Origin of the sequence: Pseudomonas sp. NPDC079086 (genome assembly GCF_044542155.1) — a bacterium.
In the GTDB taxonomy this organism is placed as follows: domain Bacteria; phylum Pseudomonadota; class Gammaproteobacteria; order Pseudomonadales; family Pseudomonadaceae; genus Aquipseudomonas.
Genome location: NZ_JBITTY010000003.1, coordinates 23,076 through 39,022 on the forward strand (window position 1 = coordinate 23,076; position 15,947 = coordinate 39,022).

Genomic DNA, 15,947 nt, shown 5'->3' on the forward strand with positions numbered 1-15,947 from the left:
CCTGAATGCAAACGGGGCGCTCATAGAGCGCCACGTTTGTTTAGCCACTTGAATCAGTGATGCTCGAGGGCATTGACCAGATCGTGGAAGGCTTCGCGGTTGGACTCATTCAAGCCCATCAAAATACGGTGAGCTTCCAGCACCTTGGAACGCACAAGTTCTTCCGACTGATCCTGCGATGGCAGATCATCCAGACACTCTGGGCATGGCAGCGGCGTGTCGACGATATTGAAGACCTGATCAAACCCCATCGACTGCAGCAAACGCGTGATATCGGCGTGAGTGGTCACCACTGTCGGCAAAAGGCCGATCTTCTGCCGCGACAGAATTGACAGTTTGGCCAACAACCCAAGGGTCGTACTGTCAATACTGCGAGTCTCAGTGAGATCAATCACGATGGCTGAAAAATTCAGCGCGGTGAAGATTTTTTCGATGGTCGAATCCAGGGCCGAGCACAGCGTCAGGCGCACTTCACCGACAAACTTCAAGATGAAGGTGCCATCTTGCTCGGCAAACTGGATTCTACCGGGGCTTATCCCAGGGTTCATGCAAGGTTCCTGCTTAACACCAGCAAGGCAATATCATCCGGCATATCCCCAAGATTGGCCAGCCCAAAAGCCTTGCGCAGGCCATCTAGCGTGCCGGCTGCGGAACTGATCAGCTGCGGCAACAGGGTTTCCTTGTCTTTCAAGGTATCGCCCGGCAGCAGATCGAGGATGCCATCGGAGAGCAGCGTCAAGCTGAAGGCTTCGGGCAATTCAAGTTCCAGGTCACTGTATTCGGCTTCGACAAACAGCCCGACCGGCAAGCCACGTCCTTCCAAGTAATGCGCTTGGCCGTCGCTATAGAGCACCGGCAGCGGCAGGTGACCGCCAATACTGTAGGTCAGACGGTTGTTGGCCTGGTCGATCACGCCACCGAGCATGGTCACGTGTTTACCCAGCTTGCAGTTGATCAGGCCACGATTTATATGGCCGAGTACTTCAGAGGGTTTGAAATCCGGTAGATTGCCGCCGCGCCGCGACTCGTAGAGCAAGCGCGTGGTCATAAACTTCAGCAGCACGGTGATAAATGCCGAAGACGCTCCATGTCCGGAAACATCAGCCAGATAAAACGCGATACGGCTGTCATCGACACGGAAATAGTCGACAAAGTCGCCCGACAGGTACAGCGAAGGGATGATCTGATGCGCGAAGTTCAGGCCATCGGCCTGCCAGGGCGTCACCGGAAGCATGTTCATCTGCACCTGACGGCCTGCGTTCTGATCTTCCTGCAGCAGGTGCAGACTGGCTTGCAGTTCGCGGTTGGCGGTTTCCAGCTCGTCGCGATAGCGCTGGTTTTCCAGGCGCAAATTAGCGCGGTCGAGCGCACGACGAACCGAATGCTCGAGTACGGCAAGATCGGCCAGGGGTTTGATCAGGTAATCGGCAGCGCCCAGGCGCAAGGCCTCGACGGCATCGCTCATCACACCGGCACCGGAAACCACGATGACCGGGGTTTCCACTTGCAGGGCATTGATGCGGCGGATCAGCTCGAGACCATCGACCTGCGGCATGCGCAAATCGCAGATCACCAGATCCGGCGACTCGGCATCAAAGACTTCGAGCCCCTGCAAGCCATTGGCCGCCTGCAGCACATGAAAACCACTGTCTTCCAGGTAGGCTGCAAGGCTCGCACGCACTACGTCGTCGTCGTCGATTATCAGCAGCGTGGCACTGGTTTTGTGCATGAGGTATCCAGGCAAACTGCGCCGGGTATGGGTTGGCTTATGCATTCAGGCCAAGTGCCTGCATGCGCGAACTCGGCTTGCTTCAAGGCGCAGACGGTACTCCCATCCGTAACGTGATTCAAGCGCATGCCGGTCGTCGCCATACGACTTTACACCTCAAATCGGCGAAGGTTATAAGAGCTGCAGGACAGCCCCCCATAACAAGAGGAAAAAGCCCATGAGCCAAAATGATCGTGCCTACAGTGAGAAACGCGATTACATCCGCATGCGGCTAGAAGCTCCCGTCACCTTGCACCATGACGGCAAGGAAATTCCGGCACTGTGTCTCGATCTATCCAGCACTGGCATGCAGCTGGAAGCTGAAAGCGCAGTAAAGATGGGCGACAAGGTTCGCGTGCATATCGCATCTGATCACAACGAATTACGTGGTCTGGATGCCCAAGCTGAAGTGATGCGCGTCAGCACGATGGAAGACGGCCGCCAGGCCTTAGGTTTGGCGATTATTTCCATGAGCTGAAAGGCTCGGATAACAAAAAAGGCGGCCATAACAGGCCGCCTTTTTTGTATACGCGACGATTTAGAAATCGTCTTCAACCTCGCCGTCGCGCACTTTGAATTCGCGATTCTGCAGGTAGGCGTTGCGAATAAAGATGTACTTGTCACCACTGACCATGCGCTCAGCCTGGAGCAAGCTGGCCCGTAGGCTTACTGTCTCCACACCAATCACCACATTACGCGTAGGTACGTGGTCGATATGCATGGGTGCAGTCAACATGGAGTCAGGGACGCGGCCAAAGGTATCACGCACCGTGCTCGGCCCTAGCAGTGGCAGCACCACATAAGGACCACTGCCCAGCCCCCAGGCGCCCAGCGTCTGGCCGAAGTCCTCGTCACTGCGTTGCAGCCCCATTTTGGTCGCCACATCAAAGAATCCTAGCAGACCGAAGGTGGTATTAAAGATCAAGCGACCGCTGTCCACGCCGGCGTCGTGCAGCTTAGCCTGCAACAGATTGTTGGCTAGATTGCGCACATCACCAATATTGCGAAAGACATTGCTAACACCGTCTTCAACAAACTGTGGCGTCACCGCCTGATAACCCTTGGCCAACGGTTTGAGGGTATAGGCATCAACGTTGTCGTTAATCCGGAACATAAAGCGGTTGTAGCCCTGCCAAGGGTCTTCTTCGTTGGCTTGCGCCAGTGCAGGCAGCAACAGCACGCCGGTACAGGCAATCAACAGGCTCAATCGTTCAATCCAGCTCGCACCGCTCACACGCATCACAGTCGCTCCTTGAAAATGCTCAGGCTGCCGCAGGCGGCCAAATCAGACCGCGCATTATAAGGCGGCAGCCCACTAAATAGGCAGCATAGCGGACGAACAAATCGCTGAAAATCTTACCGCCTATTGCCGTGCAACCCAGTGATGGGTGGCAATGCCAACGGAAACAAAGCCTTCATCTGCCTGTAACCTGAAAACGCTAGCCTGGACTAGACCATTTTCAAGGACGGCCCATGCAAACGCCCGCCACCTCGCCCGCCTTCACCGCCATCTTGTTTAGCCTGTCTGGCTGCCTGGTTGATTTCGGCGCACGCACCATCCCACTTACCCTGCAACGCCTTTACCCAACGGCAGTCAATCAGCAGAGCCTGCCGCAGGCCCTTGGCCGTGAACCCCTGGCCACGGAGTGGCTGGCTTACCAACAGGCACTCTGCGAGACAGCTTGCGAGCATGCCGAGGCCACACCTGCCGCCCTATCCCTGCTTGCACAACTACACCAACAGACGGTGCCCTGCGCCTGGCTGGATGAACTGCCACGCGACGCCAGCATCAGCCTGGCCAGCGCCCTCCCCGACTGGCTGCCAGGTACGTCCAGCCACAATCATCGTCCATGGCCAGCGCCCGATGCCATCTGGCTAAGCCTCATGACGCTACAGGTTGATCAGCTTGACGGCTGCGTACTGGTCAGTGGCGAACCACGCCTGCTGCAGGCGGCGCTGAATGCCGGTATCTGGACGATTGGCCTGGCCATCAGCGGCCCGCTCTGCGGCCTGGCACCAGCTGACTGGCAGAGCCTGTCGATGGGCGAACGCGATCGCCTGCGCAGCCAGGCTACCCTCAGTCTGTATCGCCTAGGTGTACATTCGGTCATCGACCAGCTCAGCGATCTACCCACCTGCCTCGCGGACCTCAGCCAGCGCCGCCACAAGGGCGAAAAGCCCTGAACAATCGTCAGAATGCCAGCTGAATCAATGCTTCATGCTTGATCCAAAGCAAGCAAAGCCTGCGGGCTTGGATTAACCTGAAGGCATGCAGAACCTTTCGCCCACGCGCAAGGTCAGTCAATCTGACGATTACCCAAGGGAGAACTCCATGCCTGCAAGCCGCCTGCAGCAACAACTGCAAGACCTGCGCGACCAACTGGCCGAACAGCCGCCACTGACTGAAGAAGAACGTGCCGAACTGTTTGTACTGACCCAAGAAATTGAACTGCAGCTGGCCCGCCAGGCTGCAGCTGCCCCCGACGCAACCCTAATCGACGGGGTAAACCTGGCCGTGGAACGCTTCGAAGCCAGCCACCCTACCCTCGCCGGCACCCTGCGTAATATCGTGCAAAGCCTGGCCAATATGGGTATTTAAGCGCCTCCAGGCCTAAGCCCAATAAAAACCCCAGCTCAAAGGCTGGGGTTTTGCATTACTGGCGTACCAAACGGCGGTTATCCGGAGTGATCGGCCCGCTACTGCGGTAAGGATTTATGTCCAGCCCGCCACGCCGCACATAGCGTGCATAGACTGTCAAATGCTCGGGGTTGAGCAGGCGCTGCAGATCGAGAAAGATTCGCTCAACACATTGCTCATGAAAATCCGCGTGCTGACGAAAGCTCACCAGATAGGCCAACAGACTGGCGTGATCCAGCGCCGCGCCGCAGTACTCAACCACTAATGTGCCCCAGTCCGGCTGACCGGTAACCGGACAGTTGGATTTGAGCAGGTGGCTATGCAGGCTTTCCTCGACCACTCGCCCGGCATCACAACGCAGCAATTCTGGTTGCGGCTGCGCATAGTTGCTGATGACTACATCCAGTTCGTCAATGCAGATACCTGGCGCGGCCCGCACACCTTCGGCCGTCACCTCGGCCAGGCTGCGCACGCGTACGCCAACCGGCTTGCCGGCGGCCGCCGACAGGTCCTTTACCAGTACCGCCATCAGTTCGTCAGCGCTGCTGAACACCGACTGGTTCAGCGAGTTGAGATAAAGCTTGAAGGATTTCGACTCGATGATATTCGGCGAGTCGGCCGGGATGGCGAACTCGCCCATGGCCACCACCGGTTTGCCGGACGGTAACAGCCAGGACAGCTCAAAGCAGTTCCAGAAATCCACGCCCTGGTAAGGCAGGGCCTCAGCGCTCAGGCCCAGCGCGGCCCACTTGGCTGCACGCGGAATAGGGAACAACAGTGAAGGGGTGTAGGTAGCGATGTATTCGCTGGATTTGCCCAGTGGCGAATCTTCGGCGGCGGGATGCATGGAGAAAACCTGGCTAGTCGAGACACGATAATTGTATACAATTTTAAAAACAGATTCAGTGTGGCAAGACCGATGTCGGCCTTGCCACAGCAGTATCAGGCCAGCTCAGCTACCACCGCCGCCAGCGCCTGGGCAGGATTGGCTGCCTGGCTGATCGGCCGACCGATTACCAGATAATCCGAGCCTACATCCAACGCCTGACGCGGAGTCAGAATACGGCGCTGGTCGTCCTGAGCGCTGCCGGCTGGACGAATCCCCGGCGTCACCAACTGCAGCGCCGGGTAAGCGGCCTTCAGCGCCTGCGCTTCCTGGGCCGAGCACACCAAACCATCCAGACCAGCCTGCGCGGCCAGCCCAGCCAGGCGCAGCACCTGCGCCTGCGGTTCGAGATCCAGGCCAACGCCGGCCAGGTCTTCGCGCTCCATGCTGGTCAGCACGGTCACGCCGATCAGCAGCGGTTTGGCCCCAGCAAGCTTGTCCAGGGTTTCGCGGCAGGCCGCCATCATGCGCAGGCCGCCCGAGCAGTGCACATTGACCATCCACACCCCCATCTCGGCCGCAGCCTTGACCGCCATAGCCGTGGTGTTGGGAATATCGTGGAATTTCAGGTCGAGAAATACCTCAAAACCCTTGCCGGCCAGCACGTTAACGACCTCCGGCCCGCAACGGGTGAACAGTTCCTTGCCCACTTTTACCCGGCACAACTTGGGATCGAGCTGATCAGCCAATGCCAGCGCGGCATCACGGGTCGGGAAATCCAGGGCAACGATAATTGGGGTCTGGCAGGCGGACATGGGCGGGCTCTCGGGCAAGACAAATTCGGCGCGCATTGTAGCGGATGCGCCGCACGCTTGCCGCTCCGGTGATCCGCCCGCCTCGCCCACGCCTCAAACAGAGCCGCAGCAAACCATGATTTACCGCTACTCGGCAGGCTCAACCACGTGCGTATCCGGCGCCGCAAACGCCTGACGAAAACTGAACGCCTCGGCGCTGGCGCCCTGCTCACGCAACAACGCCAAGCGCTCGGCAGCCTCCTGCACCGATGGCCGATGCCCCGCCGGCACCCACCACAGCACCATATGCGCTGCTTCGACCTTGCTGAACCACTCCTGGCGACGCTTGAGCATCTCGGTATGGGCGGACTTGTAGACGTAATCACTGAGCGCCGGCACATGGCGCCATACCGACAGATTCACCAGCACATCATCGCCAAACGGGCGAAACGCCGTGGCATCGCCCGCCTCGTCCTGCAAGCGCCAGATATAGCCCGGCGAAGCTTCGGCCAGGGCGTTGATGCGCTCCAGATTGGCGACGAAATCCGCCATGCCTGGAGACTCCAGCGGTTGCTTCATGCTGGCAATATTCAATTGCGCGAGTTGGTAGCGGGACATGCTCATTCCTTGTGCAGTTACAGTTCTAGGGTCAGTTCACTGATTACTTGCGCCTTTCCGCCAGCCAGCAGGCGCTCTATGCGGCCCTCGGCCAATTGCAGGTCGACGGTAATCACACTCGCCGATGGCAACTGCATCAGATAACCCTGCTCAATCAGCAGACTCGGGCCGGCCACACCCAGGTGATCGTGGAGAAAGCATGCCAACGGTCCCGCCGCCATGCCGGTGGCGGACTCCTCATCAATGCCATAGCGCGGCGCAAACATCCGCGCCCCGGCATCCCGCCCAGGCTGGCGGGTCTGCTGGGAAAACACATAGAAACCAATCAGCTCGAACTGCTCGCTGAGACGCGCCAATTCAGCCTGATCAGGAACAATAGCGGCCACGTTGGCCTCATTGCGCAACGGCACTATGACGAAGGACGCACCGGTATTTACCCGCGTTGGCCACAAGCCGGGAAGCAATTGCTCAGGCGTTATGCCCAAGGCGGCGAGCACTTCGGCAAGGGCCTCTGGCTCACTGCGCAGATCCAGGTACTGCGGCTGGCGCTGCTCCATAAAAGCCATATCGCCCCGCAGCAAGATATCGCGGTTACCGTCTATGGTTTCCTTGCTGCTCCAGCCTTCGCTGACCAGCCCCAACTGACGCAACAAGGAAAAAGTAGCCACCGTGGCGTGGCCGCAATGAGCAATCTGCCGAGTTGGCGTGAAAAACTCCAACTTGAACGCCGCGCTTTGCGAAGAGGATACAAAGGCGGTCTCCGACAGCCCCACCTGCGCGGCTATCGCCTGCTTCTGCGCAGCACTCAGCGCATCAGCCTGCAAGACCACACCGGCAGGATTGCCGCCCTGCTCGCCATCGACAAAGGCATTGACTATCCGCACCTGCATATCAGCATCCCTGTTGGTGGTTTTTCAATGTATGCGCCAGCGGATCATCCCAGAATGGCCGCTCGGATTCCTGCATCACGTCGGCCCGGCTCAAGCCAAGATCCTTAAGCGCCACCTCGTCGAGCGAAGCCAAGCGCTGGCGTTGTTCGACCAATTCATACCAGCGTTTGAGCTGTTGTCCAAGCTTGCGGAGCAATGCGCTCAGGCTCAGATGCCGAGGTGCTGTCGCTACTAGTAGATAACCTTTTTGACCTTTCATCTCGTCGCCCTCCTTGTGGGGTTGGCGACAGTCTCGCGCTGGGCTTATGATCAATCCAACGAATGTTTCTTATGTAAAGCATCTCAGAGATTGATGTATGGCCAGTTACCCGAGCCTCGACAGCGAACTGCTACGTACCTTTGTAGCGATTGCCGATCACGGTGGCTTTACCCGCGCAGCGGATGTGGTCAACCGCACCCAGTCAGCCGTCAGCATGCAGATGAAGCGCTTGGAAGAAGACGTGATACAGCGCCCGTTGTTTGTGCGCGGTGGCCGCCAGTTCAGCCTCACCGCCGAGGGGCAGCTATTGCTGAGCTATGCCCGGCGCATTCTCAAGTTGCATGCCGAGGTGATGAACAGCATGCGCGAGCCACATATGGTCGGCACCGTGCGCATCGGCACGCCGGACGACTACGTGATGCGGTTTATGCAGGGCATTCTGGTGCGCTTCGCCCAGTCCTATCCGCTGGTGCAGGTAGAGCTGCACTGCGAACCGTCCTTCCAGTTACTGCAACGCCAGGATCTTGACCTGACCATTGTCACCCGCGAGCCAGGTACCGAGATCGGCCAACTGCTTCGTCAGGAACATCTGGTCTGGGCGCAGGCCCGCGACGCCAATCTGCATGAGCTGGAGACCCTGCCTCTGGCAATGTTCAACTCGCAATGTTTCTGCCGCTCATGGGCCAGTAATGGTCTTGATGCCCTGGGGCGTAACTTCCGCATTGCCTACACGAGCCCCAGCCTGTCAGCGATCATGGCTGCGGTCAGCGCCGGTCTGGCGATTACCGCCCAGCTGCACAGCCTGATCACTCCAGACTTGAAGATTATTGGCGAAGCGGAAGGCATGCCGGCCCTGCCCTCCGCCAGCATCGTGCTTCTGCGCAACAGCAACACGCAAACCCAGGTCACTGAAACCCTGGCCGAACAAATCGTCGATGGCTTTAGACTTTAAGCCCGAGCAATACCGCGCAGAGCAGCAGAAAGCCGGCAAACAGACCACGCAATACCCTTTCAGGCAACGCATGGGCGAACCTCACTCCCCAGCTGATGCTCAGCAAACCGCCCAACGCTAAAGGGGCGCCCAGCAGCCAATCGACGTGATCATGCGCGGCGTAGGTTGCTAGGGTGACTGCCGTACTCGGCGCTGCCAGGGCAAGCGACAGCCCCTGCGCGACCACCTGACTGGTACCGAAAACCGTGGTCAGCACTGGTGTCGCCAGCACTGCACCGCCTACGCCGAACAACCCGCCGAGCAAACCAGCGCCGCTGCCGAGCAGGGTCAGCCAGGGCCAGGGGTAGCGCATCCCTACCGAGAGGATGGCCGACTTGCTCAACAGCCGCGAAAGGTTGTAAGCCGCTAGCAGCAGCAGAAAGACCACGAAACCCAGGCGCATACGATCCGCATCCAGGGTCACCGCCCAATCAGCACCGAGCACGGCAAACAGCAGACTGGTTACTGCCAACGCCATGGCATGGCGCCAGTCGATGCGGTTGCGCTGGTGATAGCGCCACAACGCCAACAGCACATTGGGCACTACCATCACCAGCGCCGTACCTTGAGCCAGTTGCTGATCCAGGCCAAACAACACACCCAGCGCCGGGATGGCGATCAAGCCACCGCCAATTCCAAACAGGCCCCCTAGGGTGCCGAGGGCAAGCCCGAGCAGGAGGTTCAAGGCAAAGTCGAGCAAGGTCATCAGCGGGCTCCAAAGTGATGCCGCACAGCCTAGCTACTCGCCACTAGCCGCGAAACGCACAGCAACGCAAAATGGCTATGCACTTAACGCACAGCAGGACCTAACCATGAACCCCGATAGCCTGACCGACCAGCTCAGCCTGTTTCTCGATGTGCTGGAAACCGGCAGTTTTTCCGCTGCGGCCCGCCGTCACCCACTGACGCCCTCAGCAGTGGCTAGGCGCATCGATGCACTGGAACGCTCGCTGGGCAGCAACCTATTTAGCCGCAGTACGCATGCCGTGCGCGCGACGTCCGCCGGCCTGGCCTTTGCCGAGCGAGCACGGCGCATTCTCGCCGAGCTGCACCTGGCCCGTGCCGAAGCGGTGTCGCTAAGCAGCGCGCCGGAGGGGTTGATCCGCATCGACGCCCCCGCGCCCTTCGGCCGTCGCCATCTAGCACCGGCCATTGCCGAGTTCCTGGTCGCCTATCCAGGATTGGATGTGCAGCTGCGCCTGATCGATAGCTTCGTCGACCTGCATGGCACCCACCTGGGGGAAGTCGATCTGGTGCTGCGCATCGGGCCGCTCGCCGACACACGCCTGGTCGCCACCGCGCTATCACCGATGGTCCGGGTCGTCTGCGCTAGCCCCGATTACCTGGCCCGCCGCGGCGTACCGCGAAGCCCAAGCGAGCTGCTGGAGCATGACGGCCTCGACTGGGACAGCCTAGCCCCGCCCTATGCCTGGCGCTTCGAACAGGACGGCAAACTGCAGTTATGCCGCCCCAAGCGCCTGCGCATGACCGCAAACAACGCCGAAGCGCTGCTGTTCAGTGCCCTCGCCGGCCTGGGCATTGCCCACCTGCCAACCTGGCTGATCAGCGACTACCTGCTGCGCGGCGAACTGTTGCCACTTTTCTGCGAAAACGGCCTGCCTGCCCCCGAGCCCAGCGGCATCTACGCCCTGCGCCTGGAGCGGGAAACCGATTCACGAAGCCGCTTGTTGCTGGAGTTCCTCAAAGCCCGCTTTGGCCCTGTAGCGCCCTGGGACCTGGCGCTGCAAAGCGGCTTACAACGCAGTTAAAGACTGCAATAGCAGCAGAAAAAATGATCGGAAATCATGTTTTAACGGCGCGCGACAACGACCCGAAGGGTGGCCGCCACGGATCGCTGGCCATAAAAAAGCCCGACTCAAGGTCGGGCTTTTTCTTCTCGCCGTTAAAGCAGGTCTTAGACCGGAGCTTTAGCGCGGGATTTGTACTCGCCGGTACGGGTGTCGATTTCGATCCAGTCGTCGATGTTGCAGAAGTCAGCGACTTTGATCTCGGTACCGTTGCTCAGCTTGGCTGGCTTCATCACTTTGCCGGAAGTGTCGCCACGGGCGGAACCTTCGGTGTAAGTGATCTGGCGAACGATGGTAGTCGGCAGGTCAACCGAAACCACTTTGCCTTCGAAGAAGACGGCTTCGCAGACGTCGGTCATGCCATCGACGATGTACGGCATTACGCTTTCCAGGTCGTCTTTATTCAGCTCGTACTGGTTGAACTCTTCGTCCATAAAGACGTAGTTCGGCTCGCTGTAGTACGAATAGGTCACATCTACGCGATCGAGGATCACCGGCTCCATTTTGTCGTCGGCTTTGTACACGGTTTCAGTCGAGGAGCCGCTCAGCAGGTTCTTCAACTTCATTTTAACGATGGCGCTGTTACGACCGGATTTGGTGAATTCGGCCTTCTGGATCAGCCAAGGTTGGCCGTCGATCAGGGCCACACTGTTGGGCTTCATTTCTTGTGCGGTTTTCATACGAATATCCGGGTTTGGATGGAATTACAGAATTCTTGGCCGCGTATCATAGCCAATTTAGGTAAAACAGCACCAGCGCCTCGGCAAGATCGGCCTGAGAGGCCCGTTGCAGACACCAATGCTCAGCGTGCTTGCACTGCTCAGGCCAGCTGTGCAGCAGTTGTTTCCAGCTATCAGCGACCGCCTCACCGGTATTCCAGGCGCGCCATAAATCAACCAAGGCAATCTGCGCGCTTACTGGTAATCCTTCTTTATATAGCGTCAAAAAGGCTTCGAGCTTTTCCAGGTGGGCGTTATCCGCCTGCTCATAGATATGCCAGAGCAGCGGCCGCCCGGCCCATTGCGCACGCACGAAGGAATCCTCCCCGCGCACCGCATTGAAGTCGCAACTCCACAGCAGCCGGTCATACTGATCCTGCTGGATAAAAGGCAACACTTGGATATGCAGCTGCCCCCGCTGCTGCACATCACCAGCGCGCATATCTGTGCAGCCGAGCCAAGCCTGCAGATCCGCCAGAATGCGCCCTTCCGGCACGAGTAACTGGCTGGCTTGCGCATCAGCAGCCAACACATCCAGCCAACTGGCCAGCGCAGCGTTCTCATAGGCAAACAGAGAGATCAACCTCGCCCCAGGCAACGGCGTGACGCCAATGCTGCGCAAAAACACATCGCGGGCGCCGCTATCGGCCTGAAACGCCCTGCGTTGTGTCAGTAGTTCACGCTCGCGCAATAAGCCGCCGCTGCCTGCAGTAAACCCGGGGAAGAAAAAGAACTTCGACAAGCCATTGGACTGCAGTGAAGGCAAGCCGTGGCAGCCCTCAACCCACTCCTCGGCGCTGAGGTACTCCAGATTAAGCCAGAGCACTTTCTGCTGACGCGCAGCCATCGCCGCGATATAAGCAGCCGGCAACTCACAGGCAAACGCCTCAATCACCACATCCGCCGGCTCGACGGCCTGCCAATCAGCACGCCATAAACAGACCTCAACGCCCTGCTGGATTTGCCGCTGCGCCTGAGCGTCAGCCTGCGGACACAAACGCACAAACGCGGCTAGATCATCCACCCACAGCCGCACCGCCAGCCCATGTTCGGCCACCAGCTGCCGCGCCAACCGCCAGGTCACCCCGATATCGCCGTAGTTATCGACAACGCTGCAGAAAATGTCCCAGGTGGCGCGCATGCGCAGCTCCGTTATGTGCTGCGCCCACATTAAAGGCGACAGAGCGGTCAGCAAACGTCAGAAACGAAAAAGCCCGACACATGGTCGGGCTTTTTCGTCAATCAATATGGCGGTGAAGGAGAGATTCGAACTCTCGATACGATTTCTCGTATACACACTTTCCAGGCGTGCTCCTTAAGCCACTCGGACACTTCACCGGGGCTCGACGGTCATTGCTGTCTGTCGAGGCGCGCTAATCTAGCCGAACACCCTGGCAAAGGCAAAAGCTTTTTTCAAAAAATTCATGCGCTTATACCAAATGCTGGTCTTCGACCGAGGGATTGGCCGTACTCGGCTCGAATCGCTGCTGACCGAACAGGATGAAGCCCAGAGAGATAAACAGGCCAAAGCCGAACAATCCGAGCACACCAGCAGGATTTCGGCTGTGTTCGTCACTCGCCAGCCAGAGCATGCTGGCTAACAGCAGCAAAGCTAATGCTGCGCGCCAACAACTGATAAGTCTGATAACGCCAGGCATGTCGATCACTCCTTAAATAAAGTGGCGACGGTAAGTGCGAGCAAGCCGTGCCGCCCAATTGGCGATCTTGATCGCCGCCATAGCCCAAATCGCCCACCACCACTGACCAGCCAGTCAGCCATCGTGCTTTACCTGGCCGATGCGGATGAGTAACGTCTGCTGCACTTCAGCACAAGGAACCCGACCATGAGCGACCTGATCAGCTACCAACTCGACGATGGCATTGCCACCCTGACCCTGTGTAATGGCAAGGTGAATGCCATCTCCCCGGACGTGATCACTGCCTTCAACGCAGCTCTGGATCGCGCCGTGCAGGACAAGGCCATCGTTATCATCACCGGCCAGCCGGGCATTCTCTCCGGTGGTTACGACCTCAAGGTGATGACCTCCGGCCCGCAGAATGCCATCGACCTGGTTGCCTCCGGCTCCACCCTAGCGCGGCGCATGCTCGCCCACCCCTTCCCGATTATCGTCGCCTGCCCGGGCCACGCGGTGGCCAAGGGCGCCTTTATTCTGCTCTCGTCGGACTACCGCATCGGCGTTGAAGGCCCGTTCAGCATCGGCCTCAATGAAGTACAAATCGGCATGACCATGCACCACGCCGGCATTGAACTGGCCCGTGATCGCCTGCGCAAATCGGCCTTCCACCGTTCGGTGATCAACGGTGAGATGTTTGATCCGCAAGGTGCGGTAGATGCTGGCTTCCTCGACAAGGTGGTGCCGGCCGAGCAACTGCACGCCACGGCCCTGGCGGTTGCCCAGCAGATGAAGAAGATCAACATGACCGCGCACAAAAACACCAAGCTGAAAGTACGCAAGGCGCTGCTCGAAGCCCTCGACCTGGCAGTCGAGCTGGACAAGAAGCACATGGTGTAAAGCTCACCCAGCAACCCCGCAAAGCCCGGCCAAGTGCCGGGCTTTTTGCATTTAATGGCAAAACAGTGGCAAACCCGCAAGCAATCTGACCAGGGTGTATTACTTTTAACAGGTAAGGCCAGGGAGCAGAGGCACTCACCGAACTATTCGAAATTGCTGTCGGGAGCGTGTTATGAAGATTGCCCATAAGGTTGGCTTGGCTGCGGCCATCGTGCTCTTCCTCACCACCAGCCTGTTGTCACTGGCGCAAGTCAGCCAGGTTCGCGAAACCCTTCGCAACCAGGTGGCCGCGAGCATCGCAGAGTCGAGTAACGCACTAGCGCGGCAGATCGAAAACTGGCTCAACGCCAAACTCAAGCTGATGGACCTGATGGCGCAAAGCATCGACAGCAACTACAGCCCCGAAGAAACCCAGCGCATCGTCAATACGCCAATGCTGAAGAACGAGTTCATTCTGGTGTTCGGCGCCCTGCAAAGTGATGGAAAACCAATCAAAAACAGCGACGAGTGGAAACCTGCACCTGAGTGGGACGGTCGCCAGCGCCCCTGGTATGCCACTGGTAAAGCCGGCAAACAGGCCGTGCTCACCGAGCCCTACGTGGACTCAACCACCGGAGAAATCCTGATTTCGGCAGTCGCGCGTATCACTAATGCAGGCGAATTCCTCGGTGTGCTGGGTGGTGATATCCGCCTGAAAACCGTGGCGGATGCGGTCAACACCTTGGATTTCAACGGCGCCGGCTACGCCTTCTTGCTGACGCGCAACGGCAATATTATTTCCCATCCCAATACCGAGTTGAACGGCAAGAGCTACAGCGAGTTGTTCGGCGGCCAAAGCCCAGCGCTGAACAAAGAGTTGCAGGAAACCAGCGGCGGCGACAATGACCTGCTGGTGTCCTTCACCCCACTGCCCAATCTCAAAGGCATGGACTGGTATATCGGCGTGGTGCTGGACAAGAGCATCGTCATGGCCGAAGCCAATGCCCTGAGCTGGCGCGCAGTAATCGGCACCGTGCTGGGGGTGATCATCAGCCTGATCGTACTCGGCGTGCTGATGAACAGCCTGCTCAAGCCCCTCGACCACCTGCACAACTCCCTGCATGAGGTGAACAGCGGCGAAGGCGACCTGACCCGCCGCCTACCTGCCACCGGCAACGATGAAATTGCCCTGGTCTCCAAAGAGTTCAACAGTTTCCTGCAAAGCCTGCAGAGCCTGATCAGCGAGGTGATGGGCAGTTCCAGGCAGGTGCGCGAAAGCACCACCCTGACCTCCAGCGAGGCCAATCAGGCGGCCAACCGCCTACAGCAACAGCTGCAGGAGCTTGATCAGCTCGCCACGGCCATGCAGGAAATGGCCTCCACCGCCGAAGAAGTTGCGCGCAATGCACAGGCTGCGGCGCAGGCCGCACTGGCAGCCAATCAGGAAACCGAGAATGGCGTGCGCGTGGTTTCGCGCTCCACGGAGGCAATCAAGCACTTGGCCGAGGAAATGGACGAAACCAGCCATGCGATCAATGAGCTGGCCAAACTAAGCCACAACATCGAGTCGATCCTCTCGGTGATCACCAGCATTGCCGACCAGACCAACCTGCTCGCCCTCAACGCCGCCATCGAAGCCGCGCGCGCCGGGGAGTCCGGCCGCGGCTTTGCCGTGGTTGCCGATGAGGTACGCTCACTGGCTTCACGCACGCAGCAGTCGACCCAGGAAATCCGCCAGATGATCGACCAGCTGCAATCCGGAGTGAAGCAGGCAGAATCGCGCATGCAGCAGAGCCGTGACACCGCCAGCAAGACCGCCGAAGAAGCGGGCGCGGCCAACGACATGCTCGGGCGCATCAGCGATGCCATCACTAGGATCAACGACATGAACCTGCAAATCGCCACCGCCGCCGAGCAGCAGAGCGCCACCACCGAGAAGATCAACCGCAACACCACCAATATCCGCGACATCAGCCATGAGGTGGCCGCCGGCGCCGAGGAGCAGGTGCGCCAGTGCGCTGTAATGGTCGAACAGGTCGGCCAGCAGGATCACCTGCTCGGCCGTTTCAAGGTCTGAGTTCCCATACACCTGGCTGCACCTGCGCGTGCAGCCTGCGCCAACC

Annotated in this window: 19 protein-coding genes, 1 tRNA gene and 1 pseudogene; 8 read left to right on the forward strand and 13 right to left on the reverse strand. The window is 58.9% G+C overall.

From position 1 onward, the window contains the following. Window positions 1-53 precede the first annotated feature (53 nt). The gene (rssC, locus tag ACIGEK_RS14785; RefSeq protein WP_397494623.1) at window positions 54-536 is read right to left on the reverse strand and encodes an anti-sigma factor antagonist RssC; all 483 of its coding nucleotides are present in this window, start codon (window positions 534-536) and stop codon (window positions 54-56) included. A gap of 8 nt (window positions 537-544) precedes the next feature. Next, on the reverse strand, window positions 545-1,729 hold the full coding sequence (gene rssB / locus ACIGEK_RS14790) for a two-component system response regulator RssB (RefSeq protein ID WP_397494053.1): 1,185 nt from the start codon (window positions 1,727-1,729) through the stop codon (window positions 545-547). Between the two features lie 217 nt (window positions 1,730-1,946). Here rssB and ACIGEK_RS14795 point away from each other — a divergent pair, with 217 nt between their 5' ends. Continuing rightward, window positions 1,947-2,246 (forward strand): PilZ domain-containing protein, encoded by a 300-nt coding sequence (locus ACIGEK_RS14795; protein ID WP_160014518.1) that lies wholly within the window; start codon window positions 1,947-1,949, stop codon window positions 2,244-2,246. A 60-nt stretch (window positions 2,247-2,306) separates the two neighbouring features. On the opposite strand, the gene ACIGEK_RS14800 is transcribed toward ACIGEK_RS14795, so the two are convergent. Then, on the reverse strand, window positions 2,307-3,008 hold the full coding sequence (locus ACIGEK_RS14800) for a VacJ family lipoprotein (protein WP_397494054.1): 702 nt from the start codon (window positions 3,006-3,008) through the stop codon (window positions 2,307-2,309). 233 nt (window positions 3,009-3,241) lie between these two features. On the opposite strand from ACIGEK_RS14800, the gene ACIGEK_RS14805 reads away from it, so the two are divergent. Then, window positions 3,242-3,952 carry an HAD family phosphatase gene (locus ACIGEK_RS14805; protein ID WP_397494055.1) on the forward strand — a complete coding sequence of 237 codons (711 nt, stop codon included), beginning with the start codon at window positions 3,242-3,244 and terminating at the stop codon, window positions 3,950-3,952. Window positions 3,953-4,100: 148 nt separating this feature from the next. Next, window positions 4,101-4,367 (forward strand): DUF4404 family protein, encoded by a 267-nt coding sequence (locus ACIGEK_RS14810; RefSeq protein ID WP_090247740.1) that lies wholly within the window; start codon window positions 4,101-4,103, stop codon window positions 4,365-4,367. Window positions 4,368-4,422: 55 nt separating this feature from the next. On the opposite strand, the gene queF is transcribed toward ACIGEK_RS14810, so the two are convergent. From queF to ACIGEK_RS14835, 5 genes are all read right to left on the reverse strand, one after another. Beyond that, window positions 4,423-5,253, reverse strand: coding sequence for an NADPH-dependent 7-cyano-7-deazaguanine reductase QueF (gene queF, locus ACIGEK_RS14815; RefSeq protein WP_397494056.1), 831 nt, complete (start codon window positions 5,251-5,253; stop codon window positions 4,423-4,425). 95 nt (window positions 5,254-5,348) lie between these two features. Continuing rightward, the gene (gene pyrF / locus ACIGEK_RS14820) at window positions 5,349-6,047 is read right to left on the reverse strand and encodes an orotidine-5'-phosphate decarboxylase (protein ID WP_397494057.1); all 699 of its coding nucleotides are present in this window, start codon (window positions 6,045-6,047) and stop codon (window positions 5,349-5,351) included. Window positions 6,048-6,173: 126 nt separating this feature from the next. Then, a complete protein-coding gene (locus tag ACIGEK_RS14825; protein WP_397494058.1) occupies window positions 6,174-6,644 on the reverse strand; it encodes a DUF3291 domain-containing protein in 471 nt (156 codons plus the stop codon). Window positions 6,645-6,661: 17 nt separating this feature from the next. After that, a complete protein-coding gene (locus tag ACIGEK_RS14830) occupies window positions 6,662-7,534 on the reverse strand; it encodes a PhzF family phenazine biosynthesis protein (protein WP_397494059.1) in 873 nt (290 codons plus the stop codon). A 1-nt stretch (window position 7,535) separates the two neighbouring features. Further along, a complete protein-coding gene (locus tag ACIGEK_RS14835) occupies window positions 7,536-7,793 on the reverse strand; it encodes a DUF1127 domain-containing protein (protein WP_397494060.1) in 258 nt (85 codons plus the stop codon). Window positions 7,794-7,890: 97 nt separating this feature from the next. Here ACIGEK_RS14835 and ACIGEK_RS14840 point away from each other — a divergent pair, with 97 nt between their 5' ends. Then, window positions 7,891-8,745, forward strand: a complete 855-nt coding sequence (locus ACIGEK_RS14840) for a LysR substrate-binding domain-containing protein (protein ID WP_397494061.1) — start codon at window positions 7,891-7,893, stop codon at window positions 8,743-8,745. Here the strand turns inward: ACIGEK_RS14840 and ACIGEK_RS14845 are convergent. Beyond that, window positions 8,735-9,490, reverse strand: coding sequence for a sulfite exporter TauE/SafE family protein (locus tag ACIGEK_RS14845; protein WP_397494062.1), 756 nt, complete (start codon window positions 9,488-9,490; stop codon window positions 8,735-8,737). The two genes, ACIGEK_RS14840 and ACIGEK_RS14845, sit on opposite strands and share 11 nt — an antisense overlap. Window positions 9,491-9,596: 106 nt before the next feature. Here ACIGEK_RS14845 and ACIGEK_RS14850 point away from each other — a divergent pair, with 106 nt between their 5' ends. Next, complete coding sequence (locus ACIGEK_RS14850) at window positions 9,597-10,553, forward strand: LysR family transcriptional regulator (protein ID WP_397494063.1); 957 nt, start codon at window positions 9,597-9,599, stop codon at window positions 10,551-10,553. A 146-nt stretch (window positions 10,554-10,699) separates the two neighbouring features. On the opposite strand, the gene efp is transcribed toward ACIGEK_RS14850, so the two are convergent. The 4 genes from efp to ACIGEK_RS14870 all read right to left on the reverse strand — a co-directional run bounded on the left by efp (window position 10,700) and on the right by ACIGEK_RS14870 (window position 12,969). After that, window positions 10,700-11,272: an elongation factor P gene (efp, locus tag ACIGEK_RS14855; protein ID WP_397494064.1), complete on the reverse strand. Its 573-nt coding sequence runs from the start codon at window positions 11,270-11,272 to the stop codon at window positions 10,700-10,702. 46 nt (window positions 11,273-11,318) lie between these two features. Further along, a complete protein-coding gene (gene earP / locus ACIGEK_RS14860; RefSeq protein WP_397494065.1) occupies window positions 11,319-12,452 on the reverse strand; it encodes an elongation factor P maturation arginine rhamnosyltransferase EarP in 1,134 nt (377 codons plus the stop codon). Between the two features lie 107 nt (window positions 12,453-12,559). Next, window positions 12,560-12,649, reverse strand: a tRNA-Ser gene (locus tag ACIGEK_RS14865). A gap of 92 nt (window positions 12,650-12,741) precedes the next feature. Then, window positions 12,742-12,969: a hypothetical protein gene (locus tag ACIGEK_RS14870; protein ID WP_397494066.1), complete on the reverse strand. Its 228-nt coding sequence runs from the start codon at window positions 12,967-12,969 to the stop codon at window positions 12,742-12,744. 186 nt (window positions 12,970-13,155) lie between these two features. Between ACIGEK_RS14870 and ACIGEK_RS14875 the strand changes: the two genes are divergently transcribed. The 3 genes and pseudogenes from ACIGEK_RS14875 to ACIGEK_RS14885 all read left to right on the forward strand — a co-directional run bounded on the left by ACIGEK_RS14875 (window position 13,156) and on the right by ACIGEK_RS14885 (window position 15,901). Beyond that, window positions 13,156-13,845 (forward strand): crotonase/enoyl-CoA hydratase family protein, encoded by a 690-nt coding sequence (locus tag ACIGEK_RS14875; RefSeq protein ID WP_275963589.1) that lies wholly within the window; start codon window positions 13,156-13,158, stop codon window positions 13,843-13,845. Between the two features lie 172 nt (window positions 13,846-14,017). Further along, window positions 14,018-15,043: pseudogene (locus ACIGEK_RS14880) on the forward strand (cache and HAMP domain-containing protein); the annotation flags it as partial. Window positions 15,044-15,073: 30 nt separating this feature from the next. Then, window positions 15,074-15,901, forward strand: coding sequence for a methyl-accepting chemotaxis protein (locus ACIGEK_RS14885; protein WP_397494624.1), 828 nt, complete (start codon window positions 15,074-15,076; stop codon window positions 15,899-15,901). Window positions 15,902-15,947: the final 46 nt, after the last annotated feature.